Source organism: Luteibacter rhizovicinus DSM 16549 (assembly GCF_001887595.1).
Taxonomy (GTDB): Bacteria; Pseudomonadota; Gammaproteobacteria; order Xanthomonadales; family Rhodanobacteraceae; genus Luteibacter; species Luteibacter rhizovicinus.
In genome coordinates, this window is sequence record NZ_CP017480.1 from 1271861 (window position 1) to 1292976 (window position 21116).

Genomic DNA, 21116 nt, shown 5'->3' on the forward strand with positions numbered 1-21116 from the left:
AGGAGAGGGCCGCACTTTCGCGCGTTTCATCGCCCCTGCCAAGTCGGCTACTTGTCCTCGGGCCGATGGGTCAGGTGTTCGAGGTTGGGCTTATAGGCTTCGACGAAGGCGTTGTGCAGGATGCCGATGATGGCGTCGCCGGCGGACATGTTCTTCTCGCCAATGGTGCCGGATATGGGCACGCGCGTCGCGAACTGGTCCTTCGACTGGTTCTTGAAGACCTTGGCCACGCCTTCGGCGAGCGCCTCGTAGGCCAGCTTGACCGGCCCCTTGTGATCCTGCTCCACGTCCTGCTTCCAGCTGAAGACCTGCAGGTCGTGGAAGAGCGGCTTCGCGTATCCGTTGAGCTTGCGGTCCTTCGCCTGGAGTTCCATGACGAAGTCGCCCTCGCCGCCGGCGAAGTCCAGTCCCGAATACGCCCGGACGAGATCGTTCGCCTTCACCAGCTTGATGTTGCGGATGCGCAACTCGTAGTGGAAGTCACCGAGGCGCTCGAGCGGATCGAATTCCGCCGTGGTCTCCAGGGGTGCGTCACCGAGCACCTTCGCCGTCGCATGCATGTGGGCGACGCGGGAGCCGCCTTCGCGCTGCACGTTGGTCAGGTTGGTGGCCGTGCCGTTGACGTCGGTCATCTTGAGGTCGACCTTCGGACTCGACACGAAGTTGTGGAACGTGATGGTGCCGTTGGTGACATTGACCTCTTCCAGGCGCGTCGGCACGAGTGCCTTCAGCGGCGTGCGCCAGTCGACGCCCTTACCCGTCTGCGTATCGCCCTCGCCTTTGCCGTCGACGAAGTTCACCACCGGATCGAAGAAGTCGATCTTGCCGCGCACGTAACCCTTGACCATCGCGGTGTAGCTCAGGGAGATCTCCGCACGCGCCGTCTCGAACAGCGGCACCGGAAGCTTGCCGTCGGTCTTGGTGATGGTCATGTGATCGATCGAGTACGCACCACGCCACAGATGAATATCGATGTCGTCGATGTGGCCCGCGTAGTTGCCCATCTTCGCGAGGCGGCCGTTGAGGTAGTTGAGCACCACGTACGGAAGCGCGACCCGTGCGATGACCAGCACGACGACAATGGCGCCGATGATCCACAGGCTGCGGCGGTAGCGGGTGTGCATGGGAGCGGGTACCGGGAAGGACCGGGCCAGTGTGGCGCGTTTTCGGTCATGGGGGCATGAAGGGCGGACAAAAAAAACCGGCGCTGTCGGGCGCCGGCTTTTCGTTGGAGAGCATCGCCGCTGAAGCGGCTCCCACAAGGGGAAGCTGTCCCTTCGGGCTGCTCTTAGTGCTTCAGGGTCTTGCGCATGCGCTCGAGGGCCTGGAGCTGCGCCAGGGCCTCGGCCAGCTTGGCCTGGGCTTCGGCGACGTCCAGCGTCTCGCCACGGTTGGCCAGGGCGGCTTCTGCCTCGCCCTTCGCCTTCAGGGCGGCGGCCTCGTCGAGGTCGGCCGCGCGGGCGGCCGTATCGGCGAGGATCGTCACGACCTGCGGCTGCACCTCGAGGATGCCGCCGGAGACGTAGAACTGCTGGCGCTCGCCGTTGGCACCGACCACGTCCACGTGGCCGGGCTTGAGACGGGTGATCAGCGGCGCGTGGCGCGGCGCGATACCCAGCTCGCCGAGTTCACCGGTGGCGACCACGAGCGTGGCTTCGCCGGAGTAGATCTCGGCTTCGGCGCTGACGATGTCGACGCGAATGGTGTGGGTCATGGGCTTGTCTTCCTAGGTAAGGAGTGGGGAAAGAAGGCGCTTACGCGGCCTTCTTCGCACCCATGTCCTCGCCCTTCTTGATGGCTTCGTCGATACCGCCGACCATGTAGAAGGCCTGCTCCGGCAGATAGTCGAGCTCGCCGTCGAGGATCATCTTGAAGCCGCGGATCGTGTCCTTCAGCGCGACGTACTTGCCCGGCGAGCCGGTGAAGACTTCGGCCACGTGGAACGGCTGCGAGAAGAAGCGCTCGATCTTGCGGGCGCGCGACACCGAGGCCTTGTCTTCCGGCGACAGCTCGTCCATGCCGAGAATCGCGATGATGTCCTTCAGTTCCTTGTAGCGCTGCAGGGTGCCCTGCACGCGACGTGCGATGTCGTAGTGCTCCTGGCCGATCACCGCGGCGTCGAGCTGACGGCTGCTGGAAGCCAGCGGATCGACGGCCGGGTAGATACCCAGCGAGGCGATATCGCGGCTCAGCGTGACCGTGGCATCGAGATGCGCGAAGGTCGTCGCCGGCGACGGATCGGTAAGGTCATCCGCGGGAACGTAGACGGCCTGGATCGAGGTGATCGAGCCGGTCTTGGTCGAGGTGATGCGCTCCTGCAGGACGCCCATTTCCTCGGCGAGCGTCGGCTGGTAGCCCACGGCCGACGGCATACGGCCGAGCAGTGCCGACACTTCGGTACCGGCCAGCGTGTAACGGTAGATGTTGTCGACGAAGAGCAGGACGTCCTTACCCTTGCCGGTCTCGTCCTTCTCGTCACGGAAGTACTCGGCCATGGTCAGGCCGGTCAGCGCGACGCGCAGACGGTTGCCCGGCGGCTCGTTCATCTGGCCGTAAACCATCGCGACCTTGTCGAGGACGTTGGAGTCCTTCATCTCGTGATAGAAGTCGTTGCCTTCACGCGTACGCTCACCCACGCCGGCGAACACGGACAGACCCGAGTGCGCCTTGGCGATGTTGTTGATGAGCTCCATCATGTTGACCGTCTTGCCGACGCCGGCGCCGCCGAACAGGCCGACCTTGCCGCCCTTGGCGAACGGGCACATCAGGTCGATGACCTTGATGCCGGTTTCCAGCAGTTCGTTGCCGGCAGCCTGCTCGTCGTAGGCCGGGGCTTCGCGGTGGATGACCCACTGCTCGTTCTCGCCGATCGGGCCGGCTTCGTCGATCGGGCGACCGAGCACGTCCATGATGCGACCGAGGGTGGCCTTGCCGACCGGCACCTTGATGCCTTCGCCGGTGTTGCGGGCGATCAGGTTGCGGCGCAGGCCGTCGGTCGAACCGAGCGCGATGCAGCGCACGATGCCGTCACCGAGCTGCTGCTGCACTTCGAGGGTGATCTCGGTGCCGTCGACCTTCAGTGCGTCGTAAATCTCCGGCACCTGGTCGCGCGCGAATTCGACGTCGACGACCGCGCCGATGATCTGAACAACTTTGCCCTGGCTCATGGAATGCTCCGGATGAATCTTCGTAAGGTTCTGTTTCGGCGCCGCATGATGCGTCGCCATCGCTTTGGGGTTTCGGTCAGACCGCGGCGGCGCCGCCGACGATTTCCGAGATTTCCTGGGTAATCGCCGCCTGACGTGCCTTGTTGTAGACCAGCGTCAACTCGCCGATGACCTTGTTCGCGTTGTCCGATGCGGCCTTCATGGCGACCATGCGCGCAGCGTGTTCGCTGGCCAGGTTCTCCAGCGCGGCCTGGTACACCACGGACTCGATGTAGCGCGTCATCAGGTGCTCGAGCACCGTGCGCGCGTCGGGTTCGTAGATGTAATCCCAGTCGTGGGTCTGCTCGACCTTCACGCCCTCGGAGGCCTTGCCTTCGGCGTTCTCGAGTTCCTGCGCGACCAGCGACACCGGCAGCAGCGCCTCGATGGTCGGCTTCTGCACGATGGTGTTCACGAAGTCGTTGTAGACCAGGAACACGCGGTCGAGCTTGTTATCGGAGTACGCGTCGAGGACGACCTTGATCACGCCGATGAGGTCTTCGAGCTTCGGCTTCTCACCCAGGTGCGTCGCCGTACCGATCAGGTTCACGCCCTTGATGCGACGGAAGAAGCTGACGGCCTTCTGGCCGACGGCAACCACATCGATCTCGGCGCCCTTGCCCTGCCACTCGCGAATCGACGTGAGCGTGCGACGGAACAGGTTGGAGTTGAGGCCGCCGGCAAGGCCGCGATCCGTCGACACCACGATGAAACCGACGCGAGCGACGTTCTCGCGCTCGGTGAGGAACGGGTGCACGAAGTCCGTGCTGGCCTGGGCAACGTGAGCGATCACCTTGCGCATGAGGCGCGCATAGGGACGCGACGCCTTCATCAGGTCCTGCGCCTTGCGGATCTTCGATGCCGAGACCATTTCGAGCGCACGCGTCACCTTGCGCATGTTCTGCGTGCTCTTGATCTTGGTTTTGATTTCGCGGCCGCTTGCCATGGCTTACTCGTCTGTAAAGGGTGACGCCAGGTGTTCCACGCGGCGGGCGATGTCGCCCGCCGCGTGTATCGCTCTTACCAGCTACCGGTCTTCTTGAACTCGTCGGTGGCCGACTTGAAGGTCGCCTCGATGTCCTTGTCCCAGTCACCGGTCGCGTCGATCTTGGTCATCAGATCGGCGTGGTTCTGGCGGAAGAAGGCATGCAGGCCCTTCTCGAACGGCAGCACCTTGTTGATCGGCAGGTCGTCGAGGTAGCCCTTCTCAGCGGCGAACACCGACACGCCCAACTCGGCGATCGACAACGGCGAGTACTGCGGCTGCTTCATCAGTTCCGTCACGCGCTGGCCGCGGTCCAGCTGCGCGCGCGTGGCGGCATCCAGGTCCGAAGCGAACTGGGCGAAGGCTGCCAGCTCGCGGTACTGCGCGAGGGCGAGCTTCACGCCGCCGGAGAGCTTCTTGATGATCTTGGTCTGGGCGGCACCACCGACGCGCGACACCGAGATACCGGCGTTGACGGGCGGACGGATACCGGCGTTGAACAGATCGGTCTCGAGGAAGATCTGGCCGTCGGTGATCGAGATCACGTTGGTCGGGACGAACGCGGAAACGTCGCCGGCCTGGGTCTCGATGATCGGCAGGGCGGTGAGCGAACCCGTCTTGCCGGTCACCTTGCCGTCGGTCATCTTCTCGACGTATTCGGCGCTGACGCGCGAGGCGCGCTCGAGCAGACGCGAGTGGAGATAGAAGACGTCGCCCGGATAGGCTTCGCGGCCCGGCGGACGCTTGAGCAGCAGCGAGATCTGGCGGTAGGCGACGGCCTGCTTGGAGAGATCGTCGTACACGATGAGCGCGTCTTCGCCGATGTCACGGAAGTACTCGCCCATGGCGCAGCCGGAGTACGGCGCGACGTACTGCAGGGCAGCGGCTTCGGACGCCGAAGCGACCACGACGATGGTGTTGGCCAGCGCGCCGTTCTCTTCGAGCTTGCGCACGACGTTGGCGATCGAGCTGCGCTTCTGGCCGATGGCGACGTAGATGCACTTAATGCCCGAGTGCTTCTGGTTGATGATCGCGTCGATCGCGACGGCGGTCTTGCCCGTCTGGCGGTCACCGATGATCAGCTCGCGCTGGCCACGGCCGATCGGGATCATCGAGTCGATGGACTTGTAGCCCGTCTGCATCGGCTGGTCGACCGACTGGCGCCAGATGACGCCCGGCGCGACCTTCTCGACCGGGCTGGTGCCCACGGCGTCGATCGGGCCCTTGCCATCGATCGGGTTACCCAGCGCGTCGACGACGCGACCGAGCAGGCCCGGGCCGACCGGCACTTCGAGGATGCGGCCGGTCGTCTTGGCGGCATCGCCTTCGCGCAGGTGCTGGTACTCACCGAGAACCACGGCGCCGACCGAGTCGCGCTCGAGGTTCAGCGCGAGGGCGAACGTGTTGTTCGGCAGTTCGATCATTTCGCCCTGCATCACATCGGCCAGGCCGTGGATGCGCACGATGCCGTCGGACACGCTGATGATCGTGCCTTCGTTGCGTGCCTCGGCGCCGAGCTTGAACTGCTCGATGCGGGTCTTGATCAGCTCGCTGATCTCGGACGGATTCAGTGTGGTGCTGGACATGGTCTGTTCCTTATCTCGTATCAGTGCGTCAGCGCGCTGGCGAGCCGCTGGAGGCGGCCGCGCGCGGAACCGTCGATGACCTGCTCGCCGGTGTCGATCACGACACCGCCAAGCAAGGACGCATCGACATGCGTATCCAGTTCGATCTCGCGCTTGAAGCGGCGCTTCAGCGAGGCGCGCAGCAGGTCCGCCTGTGCCGTATCGAGATCCAGTGCGCTCGTGACCTTGACCTTGAGCGTCTGCTCCGACTCACGCTTGTAGTCGTCGTAGAGCGCCGCGATTTCCGGCAGAAGGACCAGGCGACCGTTGTCGGCCAGCTCCGCGAGGAAGCTCGCGAACGGCGTATCGGTGGCCATGCCCTGCGGCAGATGCAGTGCGACCAGCTGGGCCGGCAGCACACGCGGATCGTTGGTCAGGCCGGCAACACGCGAATCCGCCGCGACCACGGCCGCGAAGTTCAGCGCACGGGACCAGTCGGCGAGCGAACCCGACGCATGCGCCACTTCGAAAGCGGCGCGTGCGTAGGGACGAGCGAGGGTGAGCGCCTGGGCCATGATCAGATCTCGGCGGCGAGTTGGTCGAGCAGCGCCTTGTGGGCCGCCGGATCGATTTCACGCTGCACGATCTTCTCCGCGCCACGCACGGCGAGGGCACCGACCTGTTCGCGAAGCTGTTCACGGGCACGCTGGGCCATCGAGGCGATCTCGTCCTGGGCCTGGGCCTTCAGACGGTTGATCTCACCGGTGGCTTCGGCGCGGGCTTTCTCGAGGAGCTGGTTGGCCTGCTGCTGGGCCTTGTCGATGATCTCGGTCGCCTGGAGGCGAGCCTGCTTGATCTCGACAGCGACCTTGGCGTCGGCATCCTTCAGCTCGGCACGAGCACGCTCGGCCGCGGCGAGCCCTTCGGCCACCTTCTTCTGGCGTTCTTCAATGGCACCGTTGAGCTGGGGCCAGATGAACTTGGTGGTGAACCAGACCAGGATCGCAAAAGAGATCATCTGGCCCAGGAAGGTCATGTTAATTTCCATGATCTCTCCAAAGACTCCGAACGCTGGGGTACTGACGGTCGCCGTGGCGGGTTACGCCACGACGACAAGACGAACACTCGCTTAGCCGCCGGCGGCGGTGCGCAGAACGCCGATCAGCGGGTTCGAGAAGGCGAGCAGCAGGGCGATCGCCAGGCCGATGATGAACGCCGCGTCGATCAGGCCGGCGAGCAGGAACATACGACCCTGGAGCAGCGGAACCAGTTCCGGCTGGCGGGCGGCCGACTCGAGGAACTTCGAGCCCATGATGGCGATACCGAGACACGCACCGAGCGCGCCGAGGCCGATGATGACGCCGATGGCGATGGCGGTCATGCCCTGCACGTGTGCGAAGAGTGCGGTGAGTTCCATGGTGTTCTCCTGGGATTTCTTTGAAGTCGAAAGGGTGGTGTGAAACGAAACAGAATGGACTGGGTTTAACGTCGGTGCGGTGAGTTAGTGGTGTTCACGCGCCGTGGCGATGTAGACGATCGTCAGCATCATGAAGATGAACGCCTGGAGGGCGATGATCAGGATGTGGAAGATCGCCCAGGCCGTGTTGAACACGACGCCAGGCACGAAGCCGATCCAGCTCACCATCAGGCCGGCGATCAGCATGAACACCAATTCGCCACCGTACATGTTGCCGAACAGTCGCATCGCGAGCGACACGGGTTTCGACAGTGTTTCGACGACGTTGAGAAGCAGGTTGGGAATCAGCAGGATGATCTTGGCCGGCATGCTTTCGGCATGGAACGGCGCCGTCAGCATTTCCTTGCCGTAGCCGAAGCCACCCTTTGCCTTGATGCCGTGGCCGATCACGATGAGGATCACCGCCAGCGACAGACCGATCGTGGTGTTGATGTCGGCGGTCGGCACCATGCGGAAGTACGTGTGGTGCGCAGTCTCCGCACCGGCGAACGTATGCACCAGCCAGCCGGCGAGATCGACCGGGAGCAGGTCCATCGCGTTCATGAAGAACACCCACATGAAGATGGACAGCGCCAGCGGCGTGACCGTGCGACGGTCGCCGTGGAAGGTGTCCTTCACCTGGGTGTCGACGAATTCGATCGCCAGTTCGACCAGTGCCTGACCCTTGGACGGAACGCCCGAGGTCGCCTTGCGGGCGAACAGCCAGAACCACAGGCAGAACGCAGCACCCAGCACGAACGACACCGCGAGGGAGTCGACGCGCAGGTTCCAGAACGTCCCATGATCGGTGCTGAAATTCACCGTCATGTGGTTCAGGTGGTGCTGGATGTATTCGGTCAGACCGCCTTGCGGTTCGCTCGCCATGCCTTAACCCTTGAATCTGAATGCAAATACATTGACCGCGAAGGCTGCTACCAGGCCCGCGAGTGCGGGCAAGGGTGGCAGCTTCCACTGAACCAGAATGAGAGCCAGTCCGCCGATGAGGACGATCCAGCGAAGGATCATGCCCACGAGAAAGCGAACGAACGTTGCTCCCGCACCTCCCAGCGCACTGAACGCCCGCGCAGCGAGCAGCGCGGTGGCGATAGCGACGATCAGGGCACCCGCGAAGGCAGCCAGACCGGCCGGACGCCCCTGCAGGAGAAATGCCAGTCCGGCGAAAACGGCCACCACCAGCTGCGCGATAACGACGCGCATGGCGAGATGACGACCGGCTGCAAGACTGTTGAGCAACGCGAGGCTCCCGTGGTTTCGCTCGAAGGCGGCACCAGATGGTTCAACGGGCCACGGTTTAATCTGGAAAAGTATACCAGTGCCGTAAACAACGGGACAAGCGAAGAAAGGCCATAACCACCCGCCGGCGCGACATCCGTCGCGTCGTTGGCGAGGGAGCCGCGGTAGGTCAGGCCCGGGCGGGCTGACCTGCCAGTGCGCCGAGAGACGTTGCCGTCTCTACGGCCACATCGAACATGTCGCCGGCGGCGGAGGCTGCGCGTTGCACGCCTTCACGCTGCAGATCCCCGCCACGCGCCATCAGCACGCGCACCGAGGCCTCATCCGTAGCCGACATGGCGTCCGCCATCAGGCCGCTCGCAGCGCGAGCATGGCCCTCGAGTGCCTGGAGGTGCAGATCGGCGACACGCTCCATGCCGCGCCAGGCCAGCGCCTGCGCGGCGGTAGCCTGTTCGACGAAACGGGCGAAATCGGCATAACCGCTTGCGTGTGACATCGATACGACCGTTGGGGAACGGGGAGGTGCGGGAGTGTAGACCCGTCTGCTGCAACGCGGCAACCGCGAATTCCTGCGTAGGCAGCTTTAGACCATGTCGGCGGAGAACTCGGCACCCGAGGTGCAGGTTTCATGGACGACGACCCGGGCCAGGCCAGGCACGTCGACACGAAGGCGCTCGAAGATCCAGCGCGCCAGGTTTTCGCTGGTGGGATTGTCCAGGCCGTCGATGTCGTTGAGGTAATGGTGATCGAGGCGATCGTAGAGCGGCTGGAAGCGCGCCTTGAGGTCGCCAAAGTCCATGACCCAGCCGAACACGGGATCGATGGGACCCTCTACGTGCAACTCCACGCGGAACGAATGCCCGTGCAGACGCGAGCATTTATGCCCTTCGGGCACATTCGGCAGCCGATGGGCCGCCTCGATATGGAACGTCTTGAAGATGCGCATCGGTTCGGGTCGCGAGAAGTGACCGTCTATTCTAACGTACAGTCACGTCGACGATTTCCGCCCATAGGCCTTCACGACCGGGTTCGCACTTTTACGGATGACGCGGACGATCCGGGCCGCTTTCATGGGATAAGCATTACGCTCAAAACGACACGCGCGGAGCCGGGGGCTCCGCAAGCCACATTTACCGGGAGGCTTCATGGGCCTTGGACGTGGTTTGCCCGACAGTGCGCCCCTGTGCGGACTGGCCGAGGAAGTACTTGCTGCCCTGCCCTGGCCCTGCGCCGTGTGGCAGCGCGACAGTGGGCGCGTGGTGATGATCAACGGCGCCTTCCTGAGCGAGTTCGGCATCGGTCGAGGCCGTGCCGGCCCGACATGGATCGACAACCACCTCGAGCCCGTCGGCGACACGGGAGACGTCATCTTCCGTGACAGGCAGGCCCCGGCGCGGCGCTTCCGGATGACGCGACAGGCCATCGACGCGAAGTCCGGTGCCTTTGAAGCCGTCTTCCTGATGCCGCTGGCCGACGACGAGCCGACCGCCGATGAGCCGGCGGCAAGCCCGCTGGCCTCGCTGCGTCCCGATGTCGGACTGACGCGACGCGAGTCCCAGGTGCTCGACGGAATCATGAACGGCAAGCTCAACAAGGTCATCGCAGGCGAGCTCAACATCAGCCCGAAGACCGTCGAACTGCACCGGGCCAATTTGATGGCCAAACTACGGGTGCATAACGTGATCGAGCTGGCGCGGGCCGTGCTGGATAACCCACCACGCGTCGACGATGTGGCCGAAACGGAGTCCCTGCGGGCGATCTGACGCCCGGAAAGCGAGCAAGAAAAAAGCCGCACCCTGGGGGGCGCGGCTTCTTCTTTTTCTGGTGGCTAGAGGCGGGCTCGAACCGCCGACCTCAGCATTATGAGTGCCGCGCTCTGACCAGCTGAGCTACCTAGCCGTGGAACCTGGTCGTTCGTGAGACGGGCTCACGAAGGCCGGGCAGTTTAATCGGGGCGAGCCCTCCGTTCAAGTAGCGCCTTGTACACGCTTCTCGCGGTGTGGTTGAATCGGGCGTATCGCGGCACGTTCGCGGAGGGCGGATGATCGACGCTGATGGCTATCGACCGAATGTGGGGATCGTTCTCCTCAATGGGGACGGCCGCCTGTTCTGGGCGCGTCGGGTGAACCGTGACGGCTGGCAGTTTCCGCAGGGAGGCATGCGCAGCGACGAGACCCCCCTGGAGGCGATGTACCGCGAGCTGGAGGAAGAAACCGGCCTGCACGCCCACCACGTCGAAGTGCTGGCCGAGACCCGGGGCTGGCTGCGCTACCGCCTGCCCAGCCGTTTTGTCCGCCACCACCAGCGCCCTACCTGCATCGGCCAGAAGCAGGTCTGGTTCCTGCTCCGGCTGACCGGCAGCGAGGACGCCCTGAAGCTCGATGCCTGCGAAAAGCCCGAGTTCGACTCCTGGCGCTGGGTGGATTTCTGGTACCCGGCCAATCATGTGGTGAACTTCAAGCGTCAGGTCTATGAGCGGGCCCTGCGCCAGTTCGCCCCGACGGTCGAGGTCACCTGCTCGGTCACGGTGGGCACCTGCCCCCAGCAAGCCGAGGCCTTGCGCCTGGCCCAGGGCGGCGAGTAGTCAGACCTGCCCTCGGGCCGCCTTCACATCTGTGTAGTTGACAATCGTTCGCATTCGTATTCGAATGCGCACCCATGTACATCTGCATGTGCAATGCCGTCACCGATCACGCCATCCGCCGCGCCGCGGCCGAGGGCGTGGAGTCGTTTGCCCAGCTCCAGGCCCGCACGGGTTGCTCGGATTGCTGCGGCGCCTGCGAACCGGAAGCCCGCCAGTGCCTGCGTGACGCCGTCGAGCAGACCCGGTCGGTCCTGACCTTCCTGCCGACACCCGCCTGAGCGCATTCGTAGCGTTTTCGCGGACGCGAACCGTCTTCATTCTCGTTTCGTCATGCCCTTTCGGCGCGACGTATAGTCGTGCCCTGAACAGTCAGGGAGACCCCTCATGAAGGGCGACGCAAAGGTCATCGAATTTCTCAACAAGGTGCTCTACAACGAGCTCGCCGCGATCAACCAGTACTTCCTGCATTACAGGATGTTCAAGGACTGGGGCTACAACGAACTCGCCAAACACGAGTACGAAGAGTCGATCGAGGAGATGAAGCACGCGGACAAGCTGATCGAGCGGATTCTCTTCCTCGACGGCCTGCCGAACCTTCAGCACCTGGGCAAGCTGCGCATCGGTGAGAACGTGGTCGAAGCCCTGCAGGGCGACCTCGATCTGGAGATGATCGCGACCAAGGACCTGCGTGAGGCGATCGCCTACAGCGAAGGCATCCACGATTTCGTCAGCCGCGACCTGTTCAAGTTCATCCTTGGCCAGGAAGAAGAGCACATCGACTGGCTCGAAACGCAGTTCAGCCTGATCTCGGACATCGGTCCGGAGCGGTACATGCTGAGCAAGGTGGGGAAGCTGTCGGATTGAGGTCCGCCTTTATCGACTGAAGAAAAAAGCCGCCGCGAGGCGGCTTTTTTTGTGGTGGTCGCGAGATTCTTTCGCCGATGAATCGACTCCCACATAGTGCGGCTGGTCCCAGTTTGGGGGGCTGTCGGTTGACCCTGGAGGGAGGGGCGGGCTATACCATCCGGCCTTCACGCCTCCTCCACGGAATCGCCCATGGCTTCCCGGCACCCGCCACGATTCGTCGTGCGCACCCTCGCCGACACGGTTCGCGAGGGCCGCAAGCGGGCGCTGCTGCTCGGCCTGTGGGCAGCCAGCCTGGTCGTCGTCGGACTCTTTGTCTGGATGCTGACCAGCCATGGGCCGGCCGCTGTCACCTCCCGGACGGGCGCTCGCGCGCTCGGCGAGGAAAACGAGGATTTGCGCCAACAGGTAGCCAACCTCCAGCGCGCCGACCAGGTCGCCGGCATCGCCGCAAAGGAACTCAAGCGAAACCTGGCCGAGCGCGACGAGGAAATCAGCGGCCTGCGCACCGACCTCGCGTTCTATTCGCGCCTCGTCGGCGGCAATGGCCAGCGCGACGGGCTGAAAGTCCAGGGTGCCCGCACCGAGCCGGTCAAGGGATCGCCCAACGCCTGGAACGTCGTGATCACGCTCACCCAGAACGCGCGGCGCGGCGAGGTGCTGAAGGGCAACCTCAGCGTGGCCGTCGAGGGCATCCAGGGCAGCAAGGTCACGACGCTCGAGGGGCCGGCGCTCGGCCAGCCCGCCGCGGCGCAGGGGCCCGCCTTTGCGTTCAAATATTTCCAGCAGATCCAGGGAAGCTTCACCCTCCCCGCCGGGTTCAAGCCGACGCGCCTGCGCGTCGTCGCCAGCCCGGACGGCGACGAGCCCGTCACGCGTACGATTCCCTGGGAAGACGCCACTCGAAGCGACGAGGTCAACGATGTTCAACAGTAACCGGAAGCACCAGGCTCCCTCCGTCGGCGCCGCCGCGACCAGCCTGATCGCCCGCGGCGTCACCATCCGCGGCGACGTGCAGTTCAGCGGCACCCTGCACCTGGACGGCGTGGTGGAGGGATCGGTCCAGGCCGATCCGGGCAGCGATGGCGTACTCACCATCAGTGAGACCGGCCGGGTGATCGGTCGCATCGATGTGCCACACGCGGTGATCAACGGTGGCGTCACGGGCAATATCGAGGTCTCGGAGCGTCTGGAACTGGCCCCGCTGGCCCGGATCGACGGCGACGTCCAGTATCAGGTGCTGGAGATGACGGCCGGCGCACGGGTCAACGGCAAGATGATCCACCGTGCCCCCGCCACCGTCCGCCAGCTCGCCCAGGCCGCCATCGAGGCCGCCCCGGTGCCCGCCGAGGCTTGACCTGTCGCCGAACGGCGCCATTATGGGTGGCATGAACAACCCCTTTCCCATGGCGCCGTCCCCGGACTACCGGTCCGCTGGTGCGCCGCTGATCTTCACCGAAGCTGCTGCCCGCAAGGTGCACCAGCTGATCGAGGAAGAAGGCAACCCCGGCCTGAAGCTGCGCGTCTACATCAGTGGCGGCGGTTGCTCGGGCTTCCAGTACGGCTTCACATTCGACGAAGACCAGGCCGAGGACGACCTCGCGGTCTCGCGCGAAGGCGTCACGCTGGTCGTCGATCCGCTCTCGCTGCAGTACCTCACCGGTGCCGAGATCGATTACGCGGAATCGTTCAGTGGTTCTCAGTTCGTCATCCGCAACCCGAACGCGAAGACGACCTGTGGCTGCGGCTCGTCGTTCAGCGCATGAGCGGTCGCGCGGCGTGACGATCGACCAGGAGCGCGACCGGGCTGTCGCTGTGCGCGCCCGTGAGAATGTCTTCGCCGGCATCGACATCGATCGCATGGCCGAGCGTCGTGACGACCGCCTCTGGGTGGAAGGCGTCGAGCGCGCTGCCAGCAGCCGCTTCCTTCTACTCGACAGCGATGGCCAGGCTTTCGCACGCAGCGACGACGATGCTCCGGAGTGGATGTCGCCCACGATGCGTAGCGAGCGCTTCGGTGACATTCCCGCGACCTTCCTCGGCATTGCCGCGGATGCCGCCTGGTTCGCGCTGGTCGTCGACGAGGCCCAGGCCGATCTCTTCACCACACTCACCGGCTCACGCCGTGTGTCGCTGCGCGAAGCGGGCCTGGTCTTCAGCGCGTTCGACGCGGGACTGTTCGCCTTCGCCAAGGGCATCACCCATTGGCAGCGCCAGACCCGGTTCTGCAGCCAGTGCGGCGCACCGACCCTCGTGGTTGCCGCAGGCCATCGCGTGCAGTGCACCAACCCGGACGGTGCGCATATGCATTTCCCGCGCACCGACGCTGCGATCATCGTGATCGTGGAAGACGGTGACCGCTGCCTGCTCGGTCGCCAGCGAGGGTGGCCCGCCGGCCGCTATTCCACGCTGGCCGGATTCATCGAGCCAGGCGAATCGCTCGAAGACGCCGTGCGTCGCGAAGTACGCGAAGAGTCCGGCATCGAAGTGCTCCACGCGACCTACCACTCGTCCCAGCCCTGGCCGCTGCCGGCCTCGCTGATGGTCGGCTTCACCGCCACGGCGAAGACGCGCAAGATCCATCTGCGCGACGACGAGCTGGAAGACGCGCGCTGGTTCACGGTGGACGACATCGTCAACGGCATGGCCAGTGGCGACCTTGGCGTGCCGCCGCCGCTCTCGGTGTCGTATCGACTGATCGAGCACTGGCTCGGCTTGCGCGGCGTCAGTCTCGACGAACTCATCGCGAGTGCGCCGCCCCGCGGCTGATCCCCTACAATCGGTGCATCGACCAGCGGATCGCGCTCGCCATGGCTCTACGTCTCCTCGCCGTTCTCATCGCCCTCGCCATCGTCTGGAGCGTGCCGCAGCTCGCGCGGTGGCGTGACGACCGCTGGTTTCGCGGCTGGGTGAACCGACTGGGCGATACTTCGGGCCCCGGGCGCGTCGCCGTCATCCTGCTCGTTCCGGTGCTGGCCACGGCGATCTTCGCCACCTTGCTGGCATCCCTGCCCTTTTTCGATCTGGCCTGGTTGATCTTCTCGATCGCCGTCCTGGTCTACGCCCTCGGTCCTCGCGAGATCGAAACCGACATCGACGCTATCCTGCGCGCGCCCGACACGCTCCGTCGCGACGAGGCGATGCTCGGCCTGCGTCACAACGAGGAAGCGCTGACCTGGTTCGCGCCGGCGCTGGTCGAAGCAGCGTTTTACGGCGCGCTGCGTCGCCGCTTCGGCGTGTTGCTGTGGTTCCTGTTGCTCGGCCCCGCCGGAGGCCTCGGCTATCGCCTGGCGCAGATCCTCGGCCGCAATGCCTCACTGGCACTGGACAGCGCCACCCGCATCGCGGCACAGCGCGTCGCCGATGCACTGGACTGGATTCCCTCCCACCTGATGGTGTTCGCCATGGCCCTGGTCTCCGACTTCGACGCCGTGATCGGCGCCTGGAAGCACTGGCACCACACCTCGGGCAGCCCGCGTTCGCGCCTCGACCCCGACTTCCTTGGTGCGGTCGCACGCGCAGGTGTCGATGCGGATGTCGAGGCCGGCGACGGTTATGTTCAGGACGTCAGCGATCCGGTGGCCGAACTCGAGGATGCGCGGCGGGTGATCCGTCGCGTGCTCGTCGTCTGGCTTGCCGTCGTCGCGGTGATCGTCCTCGCCGCCTGGGTGGCCTGACTGAGGGCGGCCTGACTCAGGCCCGGTCGCCGCGCAGTTCGCTTACCCGCGCCTCCAGCACCGCCGCATTCGCGTCGCTCGCCTTCAGCGGCGAGCCACCGACCAGCTCGACCTTCGACCAGAACCGGCGCGGCAGGCGCGAGCGGTGCATGGCGCTATCGCGTCGGCTGAAGATGCTGCCCCACATGCCACGCAGCGCCAGCGGCACGACCGGCACCGGACGGCGCGCGAGGATCTGGTCCACGCCTGGACGGAATGTCGCGATGCCGCCGTCCTTGGTGAGCCCACCTTCGGGGAAGATGCATACCACTTCGCCCGCGGCCAAGGCCTCGTCGATCAGCTCGAAGGCCCGTGCCAGCTGCGCGGGATCTTCGTTGCGCCCGGCAATCGGGATCGCCTTGGCCGTGCGGAACACAAAGTTCAATACCGGGATGTTGAAGATCTTGTAGTACATGACGAAGCGCATCGGTCGGCGCACGCTGGCCATCAGGATCAGCGGATCCATGAAGCTCACATGGTTGCAGACGACCAGCGCGGCGCCTTCGTCCGGCACGTTTTTCAGCCCATCCACGCGCACGCGGTAAAGCGAATGCACGAGGATCCAGGTGATGAACCGCATCATGAACTCGGGCACGAGCGTGAAGATGTATACCGCGACGGCGATATTGATCAGGCCGGTGATGAGGAAGATTGTCGGCACGCTGAGGCCGAAGGCGGTCAGGCCGATGCCGAATCCCGATGCGATGCAGATCAACAGCGCGTTGACGATGTTGTTGCCGGCGATGATGCGCGACAGGCGTTCGCGTGGCGCGCGGCTCTGCACGAAGGCGAACAGCGGTACGACGTAGAAGCCGGCGAATGCGCCGATCATCGTGAGGTCGAGCGCGACGCGCCATGCCCCCGGCACGGCGAGGAAGGCGGTCCAGCCTAGCGTCGCGCCAGCCGTCACGGCCGGGTGCGCGAAGAACAGGTCGACCGCGAAGACCGTCAAGCCAAAAGCGCCGATCGGCACGAGACCGATTTCAACACGCTTGCCGGAGAGACGTTCGCAAAGCAGCGAGCCCACGCCGGTGCCGATCGAGAACAGCGTGAGCGCCAGCGTATTCACCGAGCCGTCGCCACCCAGCACATGACGGGTGTAGTTGGGCAGCTGCGCGATCATCACGGTGCCGAAGAACCAGAACCAGGAGATACCCAGCACCGCATTGAAGATGGCGCGGTCTTCATGGGTGAGCTTGAGCACGCGCCAGGTTTCGCTCAGGGGATTCCAGTTGAATTTCAGTTGCGGGGCCGTGGCCGGCGCGGCAGGAATGGAACGACTCACCAGGTAGCCGGTGACCGCGATCGCAATCGTCGTCAGCGACGCCGCGAGCGTGCCGTAGCCAGCAATCAGCATCAGCGAGTTGCCGACGATCATGCCGACCAGCATGGCCAGCTGCGTGCCCATCTCGACCAGCGCATTGCCACCGACCAGCTCGTCGCGTTCGAGCGCCTGCGGCAGGATCGAATACTTGATCGGACCGAACATCGTCGAGTGCATGCCCATCAGGAACAGCACCACCAGCAGCAGGGAAATGTGGTGGGTGAAGAAGCCGATCGCCGCGACGACCATCGCCGCGATCTCGAACAGCTTCACGTAGCGGATGAGGCGGGTTTTCTCGAACTTCTCGGCAATCTGTCCGGCCGTTGCCGAAAACAGAAAGTACGGAAGGATGAACAGCGCGGGCGCGAGGTTCGTGTAGAGCGACACCTGGGCATCGGGCAAGGCCATCTGGAACGCGACGAGCATGACCATCGCGTTGCGGAAGGCATTGTCGTTGAACGCGCCGAGCGCCTGCGTCCAGAAGAAGGGTGCGAAGCGTCGCTTCGTCAACAGGGAGAACTGAGACATTCCATGTGCCGCCGCCAGGAGATGCGCCGAGTGTATCCGACCGTCCCCGCAGGCGTATTCCGCAGACCGGGCGATGTCCCTACAGCACGGCTGCGTCACACGTACGCGACCTGATCACGCTTCCTACATCCCGCTCGAAAGACCCACGCACATAGACGAATTTCCCTACATCAGTCAAAGGGCGGCGCCCGACAAGATATCCGTTCCCCCGCCAAGGATATGGCTCCATGAAACGTCGACACCGTTCCCTGATCGCTCCAGCCTGCATCGCCGCGATGATGGCCGCCTATGGCCAGCCGGCCCAGGCGGATGCATCAGCCGTCGAGCCCTCACGCACCGTCGATGCATCGCCACACCTCATCGCGGTAACCGACATCCCGTTGACGCTCGCTGCGACCGGTGGCAATCCGGCGGGCTGGGATGTCCCCGCGTCGTTACAGGGCCGGCCACCCGGCGATGCGACGCACGACGACATACCGCTCGCCGCATGGGTTTCCAGCGCGGCCTTGGGCGATCCCGCATTACGGACCGAGGTCAGGAATATGCTCGGGCGAGGCATCGCCGTCCTGGTCACCAGCCGCCCGGGTGAGACCCGCCACGAGCTCGCCACCTTTGGTGTCGAGGCGATGGGTCGGACCGCCATCTACCGGCACACCGATGATGGCTACAGCGTTACCTCGGTCACGGAGGCCCTGGACGACCCCGACGCCGCGGAGTCCTGGCAACACGCGTCCGATGCCGTTTACACCGCCATGCTTTCCTCGGCCAGCCTGGAGCAGGACGCGGTACCGGCTGATGGTCAGGGCGAGCGCGCCTTCCTGCGGATCGACGACCAGACATTCTCGAAACACGGTCGTTCCGCCTCGCAGACGATTCGAATCATGCGAGATACCACCCCAAGTCACGACTACAAGGTGATCGCGGTGGAAGCCGCCGTCAACGTCATTCCCCACGCGAACGGTATTCTCAAACGCCACGATGATGATGGCCTGACACCGTACTTCGAGCCCCATGGCGAGGGGTTTTTCCTCTACGCCCCCGAAGCCTATCGCTCGACGACCCTCCTTCAGTGGAAGGACACGTCCCCCGGCGCCCGGCTCCTGCAGGCCGTGCCCAAGAGCAGCGGCGCGACCCATCGGAAGATCACCGAGGAAATTTCGAGCAAGAGCACGTTCACCGCGTCCGTCTCGCCCGATGTGCAGAGCGGGCTCAACAAGGACGGTATCAGCGCCCAGGGCAAGGTGCCGTTTTCATTGGCCTGGGCAAGCGAGTCCAGCGAGCGCTCCGGGGTGGAAATGAGCGTCGAGGATTATTCGGTCGCCGTCAGCGCGCAAACGTACCCCTGGGGCCTCGCGAGCACCTGGACGTTCCCTCTGTCCAACGATATCAGTGGCAACCCCGATTACTTTGGAAGCAAGAAACTTTCGACCCGGACAATGACGCCGATGATGCGTCGCGCTTCACTGGAGACCGCCTCCGAATGGCGGATCGATGGCAACTACGAGCAGACCGTCCTGGTCGCGACGCGCGGCACGGTGGAGAACCGGACCTTCATGTGGACGGGTGTACGCAATGATCCGAAAAGGCGACCTTATGTACGCCTGGACACCGCCTCACGCGATGTCCTCGAGGTCGAGAAGAATGGCTTCCCGTGGGAGGACGGCGTCGACAAGAAGCGTTACGAAGGCGGCGACATCCAGCCTTGGGTCGCGTCGAAGATCGATCTTTCCTCGCCCTACCTGACGCGCAGCGCGACGATTCTGATCCAGTCCCTGTCGGCGCTCGGCGAGTGCCTTCAGGCCGACGGTGGAGCGGTGGGCCTTGCGGCCTGCAACAAGGGAAAGCGGTCGCAGCAGTGGATGGATTCTGGAAGCCGACAGCACCTATCGCAACCGCGCGGATGGCGCCTGCCTCACGACGGATACGCGCGATGGAAACGTGAGCACGGCCCCCTGCCAAGCCCATGCACTCAACCAGCAGTGGAAATGGTCCGCCGATCGCATTCATTCCATGTACGAGGGGGGTGAAACCTGGCGGCTTCACCTGCGGGACCGCTCGTTGAATGCAAAATTCGATCCCTCACGTCACCAGCTGATGGCGCCGAATCCCAATCACTTCCTGCTACGCCCATGGTCGTCCTACCCTTCTCCGCCCAGCGACGAGGACTGGGTGCCGAACCTCTCGGGCCGCCAACCGCCATTCCAGAAGATCCCCGGCCTCGACTACCGCTACGTAGAGACGACCGAACGCTGGCAGACCCTTCCGATACGCCACGGTCTCTGACACGCATGGACAAGGCGACGCCCCGAGACGGACACGGGGCGTCGCCTTCAACCGCGCCGCAGGGCGCGATGCGCGATGTCGTTCCGATAGAAGGCCCCCGCCAGGCCGATCCGGCCGATCGCCGCATAGGCCCGGGTGCGGGCCTCGGCCAGATCCGCGCCCAGCGCGCAAACGGTCAGCACGCGACCGCCCGCACTCACCGCCGCACCTTGCTCGTTGGCTGCGGTACCGGCATGGAACACCTTCACCTCGCGACCGAAGTCCTGCTCAGCGCCTTCGATGACATCACCCGTTCGCACCTTGCCGGGATATCCGGCGGCGGCGAGTACGACACCGATCGAGGGGCGTGCATCCCATTCGGCGCGCGCCACCGTCACGTCGCCGTCCAGAGCGGCTTCGACGAGGTCGACGAGGTCGGACGACAGGCGAAGCATGATCGGCTGCGTCTCGGGATCGCCAAAGCGCACGTTGAACTCGATGACCTTGGCGGCACCCGCCTTGTCGATCATCAGGCCCGCGTAGAGAAATCCGGTGAAGGGGGTGCCGTCGGCAGCCATGCCATCGAGCGTGGGCTGGATGATCTCGCGCATGACGCGGGCGGAAACGTCGTCGGTCACCACGGGCGCGGGCGAGTATGCCCCCATGCCGCCCGTGTTCGGGCCGAGATCACCGTCGTCGCGACGCTTGTGATCCTGGCTGGTGGCCATGGGCAAGGCATGCCTGCCATCGGCGATGACAATGAAGCTGGCTTCCTCGCCATCGAGGAATTCCTCGATGACGACGCGCGACGAGGCGTCGCCGAACGCCTGCTGGCCAAGCATGTCTTCCAGCGCCGCCTCCGCTTCCTCGAGCGTCATGGCCACCACGACGCCCTTGCCGGCGGCGAGGCCGTCGGCCTTGATGACGATCGGCGCGCCGGTGCCGCGCACGTGCGCGATCGCCGGCGCCAGTTCGGTGAACACGGCGTAATGCGCGGTGGGAATCTGGTGGCGGGCCAGGAAATCTTTCGCAAAGGCCTTGCTGCCTTCGAGCTGGGCGGCACGGGCCGTGGGCCCGAAGCAGCGCAGGCCGGCGGCGGCGAAGCGATCCACCACGCCGGCGACCAGGGGCACTTCGGGTCCGACCACGGTAAGGCCGACGCCCTCGCTCTGCGCCAGCGCGAGGAGGCCGTCGATATCCGTCACCGCCACCGGCACATTGCGCAGGCCGGGCTCGCGGGCCGTACCCGCGTTACCCGGTGCCACGATGACCTCGTCCACGCGCGCGGACTGTGCAAGCTTCCAGGCCAGCGCGTGTTCGCGGCCACCGCCGCCGATAACGAGGACTTTCATGGGGTGTCTCCAGACGTTGA

The 21116-nt window shown here is 64.7% G+C and carries 25 protein-coding genes and 1 tRNA gene; 11 read left to right on the forward strand and 15 right to left on the reverse strand.

The window, feature by feature from the left end:
- Positions 1–47: 47 nt before the first annotated feature.
- The 12 genes from BJI69_RS05835 to queD all read right to left on the reverse strand — a co-directional run bounded on the left by BJI69_RS05835 (position 48) and on the right by queD (position 9412).
- The gene (locus BJI69_RS05835; RefSeq protein ID WP_046966957.1) at positions 48–1124 is read right to left on the reverse strand and encodes an AsmA family protein; all 1077 of its coding nucleotides are present in this window, start codon (positions 1122–1124) and stop codon (positions 48–50) included.
- Positions 1125–1288: 164 nt separating this feature from the next.
- Entirely contained in the window at positions 1289–1714 is a 426-nt protein-coding gene (locus BJI69_RS05840) for a F0F1 ATP synthase subunit epsilon (protein ID WP_046966956.1), read from the reverse strand.
- 40 nt (positions 1715–1754) lie between these two features.
- Complete coding sequence (gene atpD, locus BJI69_RS05845) at positions 1755–3167, reverse strand: F0F1 ATP synthase subunit beta (RefSeq protein ID WP_046966976.1); 1413 nt, start codon at positions 3165–3167, stop codon at positions 1755–1757.
- Between the two features lie 76 nt (positions 3168–3243).
- Complete coding sequence (atpG, locus tag BJI69_RS05850) at positions 3244–4152, reverse strand: F0F1 ATP synthase subunit gamma (protein WP_046966955.1); 909 nt, start codon at positions 4150–4152, stop codon at positions 3244–3246.
- 74 nt (positions 4153–4226) lie between these two features.
- On the reverse strand, positions 4227–5777 hold the full coding sequence (atpA, locus tag BJI69_RS05855) for a F0F1 ATP synthase subunit alpha (RefSeq protein WP_046966954.1): 1551 nt from the start codon (positions 5775–5777) through the stop codon (positions 4227–4229).
- Between the two features lie 20 nt (positions 5778–5797).
- Positions 5798–6331, reverse strand: coding sequence for a F0F1 ATP synthase subunit delta (locus BJI69_RS05860; protein WP_046966953.1), 534 nt, complete (start codon positions 6329–6331; stop codon positions 5798–5800).
- A 2-nt stretch (positions 6332–6333) separates the two neighbouring features.
- The gene (locus tag BJI69_RS05865; RefSeq protein WP_046966952.1) at positions 6334–6804 is read right to left on the reverse strand and encodes a F0F1 ATP synthase subunit B; all 471 of its coding nucleotides are present in this window, start codon (positions 6802–6804) and stop codon (positions 6334–6336) included.
- Between the two features lie 81 nt (positions 6805–6885).
- Positions 6886–7173 carry a F0F1 ATP synthase subunit C gene (gene atpE, locus BJI69_RS05870; RefSeq protein WP_036109522.1) on the reverse strand — a complete coding sequence of 96 codons (288 nt, stop codon included), beginning with the start codon at positions 7171–7173 and terminating at the stop codon, positions 6886–6888.
- 84 nt (positions 7174–7257) lie between these two features.
- Positions 7258–8097, reverse strand: coding sequence for a F0F1 ATP synthase subunit A (gene atpB / locus BJI69_RS05875; protein ID WP_046966951.1), 840 nt, complete (start codon positions 8095–8097; stop codon positions 7258–7260).
- A 3-nt stretch (positions 8098–8100) separates the two neighbouring features.
- Positions 8101–8466 carry an ATP synthase subunit I gene (locus tag BJI69_RS05880; protein WP_046966950.1) on the reverse strand — a complete coding sequence of 122 codons (366 nt, stop codon included), beginning with the start codon at positions 8464–8466 and terminating at the stop codon, positions 8101–8103.
- Positions 8467–8635: 169 nt separating this feature from the next.
- On the reverse strand, positions 8636–8962 hold the full coding sequence (locus tag BJI69_RS05885) for a phasin family protein (RefSeq protein ID WP_046966949.1): 327 nt from the start codon (positions 8960–8962) through the stop codon (positions 8636–8638).
- Positions 8963–9049: 87 nt separating this feature from the next.
- Entirely contained in the window at positions 9050–9412 is a 363-nt protein-coding gene (gene queD, locus BJI69_RS05890) for a 6-carboxytetrahydropterin synthase QueD (protein ID WP_046966948.1), read from the reverse strand.
- A 199-nt stretch (positions 9413–9611) separates the two neighbouring features.
- Here queD and BJI69_RS23005 point away from each other — a divergent pair, with 199 nt between their 5' ends.
- Positions 9612–10229 carry a LuxR family transcriptional regulator gene (locus BJI69_RS23005; RefSeq protein WP_052767088.1) on the forward strand — a complete coding sequence of 206 codons (618 nt, stop codon included), beginning with the start codon at positions 9612–9614 and terminating at the stop codon, positions 10227–10229.
- Positions 10230–10288: 59 nt separating this feature from the next.
- On the opposite strand, the gene BJI69_RS05900 is transcribed toward BJI69_RS23005, so the two are convergent.
- Positions 10289–10365: transfer RNA gene (locus tag BJI69_RS05900), tRNA-Met, on the reverse strand.
- A gap of 142 nt (positions 10366–10507) precedes the next feature.
- On the opposite strand from BJI69_RS05900, the gene BJI69_RS05905 reads away from it, so the two are divergent.
- The 8 genes from BJI69_RS05905 to BJI69_RS05940 all read left to right on the forward strand — a co-directional run bounded on the left by BJI69_RS05905 (position 10508) and on the right by BJI69_RS05940 (position 15591).
- On the forward strand, positions 10508–11050 hold the full coding sequence (locus tag BJI69_RS05905; protein WP_046966947.1) for an RNA pyrophosphohydrolase: 543 nt from the start codon (positions 10508–10510) through the stop codon (positions 11048–11050).
- Between the two features lie 74 nt (positions 11051–11124).
- Positions 11125–11328 (forward strand): (2Fe-2S)-binding protein, encoded by a 204-nt coding sequence (locus BJI69_RS05910; RefSeq protein ID WP_046966946.1) that lies wholly within the window; start codon positions 11125–11127, stop codon positions 11326–11328.
- A 106-nt stretch (positions 11329–11434) separates the two neighbouring features.
- On the forward strand, positions 11435–11914 hold the full coding sequence (gene bfr / locus BJI69_RS05915; protein WP_046966945.1) for a bacterioferritin: 480 nt from the start codon (positions 11435–11437) through the stop codon (positions 11912–11914).
- A 222-nt stretch (positions 11915–12136) separates the two neighbouring features.
- A complete protein-coding gene (locus tag BJI69_RS05920) occupies positions 12137–12850 on the forward strand; it encodes a DUF6776 family protein (protein WP_244890713.1) in 714 nt (237 codons plus the stop codon).
- Positions 12837–13271: a bactofilin family protein gene (locus BJI69_RS05925; RefSeq protein ID WP_046966943.1), complete on the forward strand. Its 435-nt coding sequence runs from the start codon at positions 12837–12839 to the stop codon at positions 13269–13271. Before BJI69_RS05920 ends, BJI69_RS05925 begins: the two co-directional genes overlap by 14 nt.
- Positions 13272–13293: 22 nt before the next feature.
- Complete coding sequence (gene erpA / locus BJI69_RS05930) at positions 13294–13680, forward strand: iron-sulfur cluster insertion protein ErpA (RefSeq protein WP_046966942.1); 387 nt, start codon at positions 13294–13296, stop codon at positions 13678–13680.
- 13 nt (positions 13681–13693) lie between these two features.
- Positions 13694–14683, forward strand: a complete 990-nt coding sequence (nudC, locus tag BJI69_RS05935; protein WP_244465232.1) for an NAD(+) diphosphatase — start codon at positions 13694–13696, stop codon at positions 14681–14683.
- A 41-nt stretch (positions 14684–14724) separates the two neighbouring features.
- A complete protein-coding gene (locus BJI69_RS05940) occupies positions 14725–15591 on the forward strand; it encodes a hypothetical protein (RefSeq protein WP_046966941.1) in 867 nt (288 codons plus the stop codon).
- Positions 15592–15607: 16 nt separating this feature from the next.
- Here the strand turns inward: BJI69_RS05940 and BJI69_RS05945 are convergent, their stop codons facing one another.
- Positions 15608–17482, reverse strand: coding sequence for an MFS transporter (locus tag BJI69_RS05945; protein ID WP_071924891.1), 1875 nt, complete (start codon positions 17480–17482; stop codon positions 15608–15610).
- A 227-nt stretch (positions 17483–17709) separates the two neighbouring features.
- Here BJI69_RS05945 and BJI69_RS05950 point away from each other — a divergent pair, with 227 nt between their 5' ends.
- Both BJI69_RS05950 and BJI69_RS05955 read left to right on the forward strand, forming a co-directional pair.
- A complete protein-coding gene (locus tag BJI69_RS05950) occupies positions 17710–19509 on the forward strand; it encodes a hypothetical protein (RefSeq protein ID WP_046966939.1) in 1800 nt (599 codons plus the stop codon).
- A 31-nt stretch (positions 19510–19540) separates the two neighbouring features.
- Positions 19541–19765: a hypothetical protein gene (locus BJI69_RS05955; protein WP_125902994.1), complete on the forward strand. Its 225-nt coding sequence runs from the start codon at positions 19541–19543 to the stop codon at positions 19763–19765.
- Between the two features lie 47 nt (positions 19766–19812).
- Here BJI69_RS05955 and purD read toward each other — a convergent pair whose 3' ends face one another.
- Positions 19813–21096 carry a phosphoribosylamine--glycine ligase gene (purD, locus tag BJI69_RS05960; RefSeq protein ID WP_046966937.1) on the reverse strand — a complete coding sequence of 428 codons (1284 nt, stop codon included), beginning with the start codon at positions 21094–21096 and terminating at the stop codon, positions 19813–19815.
- Positions 21097–21116 lie beyond the last annotated feature (20 nt).

Excerpts from the sequence above, each read along its gene's own strand:
- BJI69_RS05835 (WP_046966957.1), bottom strand. The coding sequence starts at position 1,124 with ATGCACACCCGCTACCGCCGCAGCCTGTGGATCATCGGCGCCATTGTC.
- BJI69_RS05840 (WP_046966956.1), bottom strand. The coding sequence starts at position 1,714 with ATGACCCACACCATTCGCGTCGACATCGTCAGCGCCGAAGCCGAGATC.
- atpD (WP_046966976.1), bottom strand. The coding sequence starts at position 3,167 with ATGAGCCAGGGCAAAGTTGTTCAGATCATCGGCGCGGTCGTCGACGTC.
- atpG (WP_046966955.1), bottom strand. The coding sequence starts at position 4,152 with ATGGCAAGCGGCCGCGAAATCAAAACCAAGATCAAGAGCACGCAGAAC.
- atpA (WP_046966954.1), bottom strand. The coding sequence starts at position 5,777 with ATGTCCAGCACCACACTGAATCCGTCCGAGATCAGCGAGCTGATCAAG.
- BJI69_RS05860 (WP_046966953.1), bottom strand. The coding sequence starts at position 6,331 with ATGGCCCAGGCGCTCACCCTCGCTCGTCCCTACGCACGCGCCGCTTTC.
- BJI69_RS05865 (WP_046966952.1), bottom strand. The coding sequence starts at position 6,804 with ATGGAAATTAACATGACCTTCCTGGGCCAGATGATCTCTTTTGCGATC.
- atpE (WP_036109522.1), bottom strand. The coding sequence starts at position 7,173 with ATGGAACTCACCGCACTCTTCGCACACGTGCAGGGCATGACCGCCATC.
- atpB (WP_046966951.1), bottom strand. The coding sequence starts at position 8,097 with ATGGCGAGCGAACCGCAAGGCGGTCTGACCGAATACATCCAGCACCAC.
- BJI69_RS05885 (WP_046966949.1), bottom strand. The coding sequence starts at position 8,962 with ATGTCACACGCAAGCGGTTATGCCGATTTCGCCCGTTTCGTCGAACAG.
- queD (WP_046966948.1), bottom strand. The coding sequence starts at position 9,412 with ATGCGCATCTTCAAGACGTTCCATATCGAGGCGGCCCATCGGCTGCCG.
- BJI69_RS23005 (WP_052767088.1), top strand. The coding sequence starts at position 9,612 with ATGGGCCTTGGACGTGGTTTGCCCGACAGTGCGCCCCTGTGCGGACTG.
- BJI69_RS05905 (WP_046966947.1), top strand. The coding sequence starts at position 10,508 with ATGATCGACGCTGATGGCTATCGACCGAATGTGGGGATCGTTCTCCTC.
- BJI69_RS05910 (WP_046966946.1), top strand. The coding sequence starts at position 11,125 with ATGTACATCTGCATGTGCAATGCCGTCACCGATCACGCCATCCGCCGC.
- bfr (WP_046966945.1), top strand. The coding sequence starts at position 11,435 with ATGAAGGGCGACGCAAAGGTCATCGAATTTCTCAACAAGGTGCTCTAC.
- BJI69_RS05925 (WP_046966943.1), top strand. The coding sequence starts at position 12,837 with ATGTTCAACAGTAACCGGAAGCACCAGGCTCCCTCCGTCGGCGCCGCC.
- erpA (WP_046966942.1), top strand. The coding sequence starts at position 13,294 with ATGGGTGGCATGAACAACCCCTTTCCCATGGCGCCGTCCCCGGACTAC.
- BJI69_RS05940 (WP_046966941.1), top strand. The coding sequence starts at position 14,725 with ATGGCTCTACGTCTCCTCGCCGTTCTCATCGCCCTCGCCATCGTCTGG.
- BJI69_RS05945 (WP_071924891.1), bottom strand. The coding sequence starts at position 17,482 with ATGTCTCAGTTCTCCCTGTTGACGAAGCGACGCTTCGCACCCTTCTTC.
- BJI69_RS05950 (WP_046966939.1), top strand. The coding sequence starts at position 17,710 with ATGAAACGTCGACACCGTTCCCTGATCGCTCCAGCCTGCATCGCCGCG.
- purD (WP_046966937.1), bottom strand. The coding sequence starts at position 21,096 with ATGAAAGTCCTCGTTATCGGCGGCGGTGGCCGCGAACACGCGCTGGCC.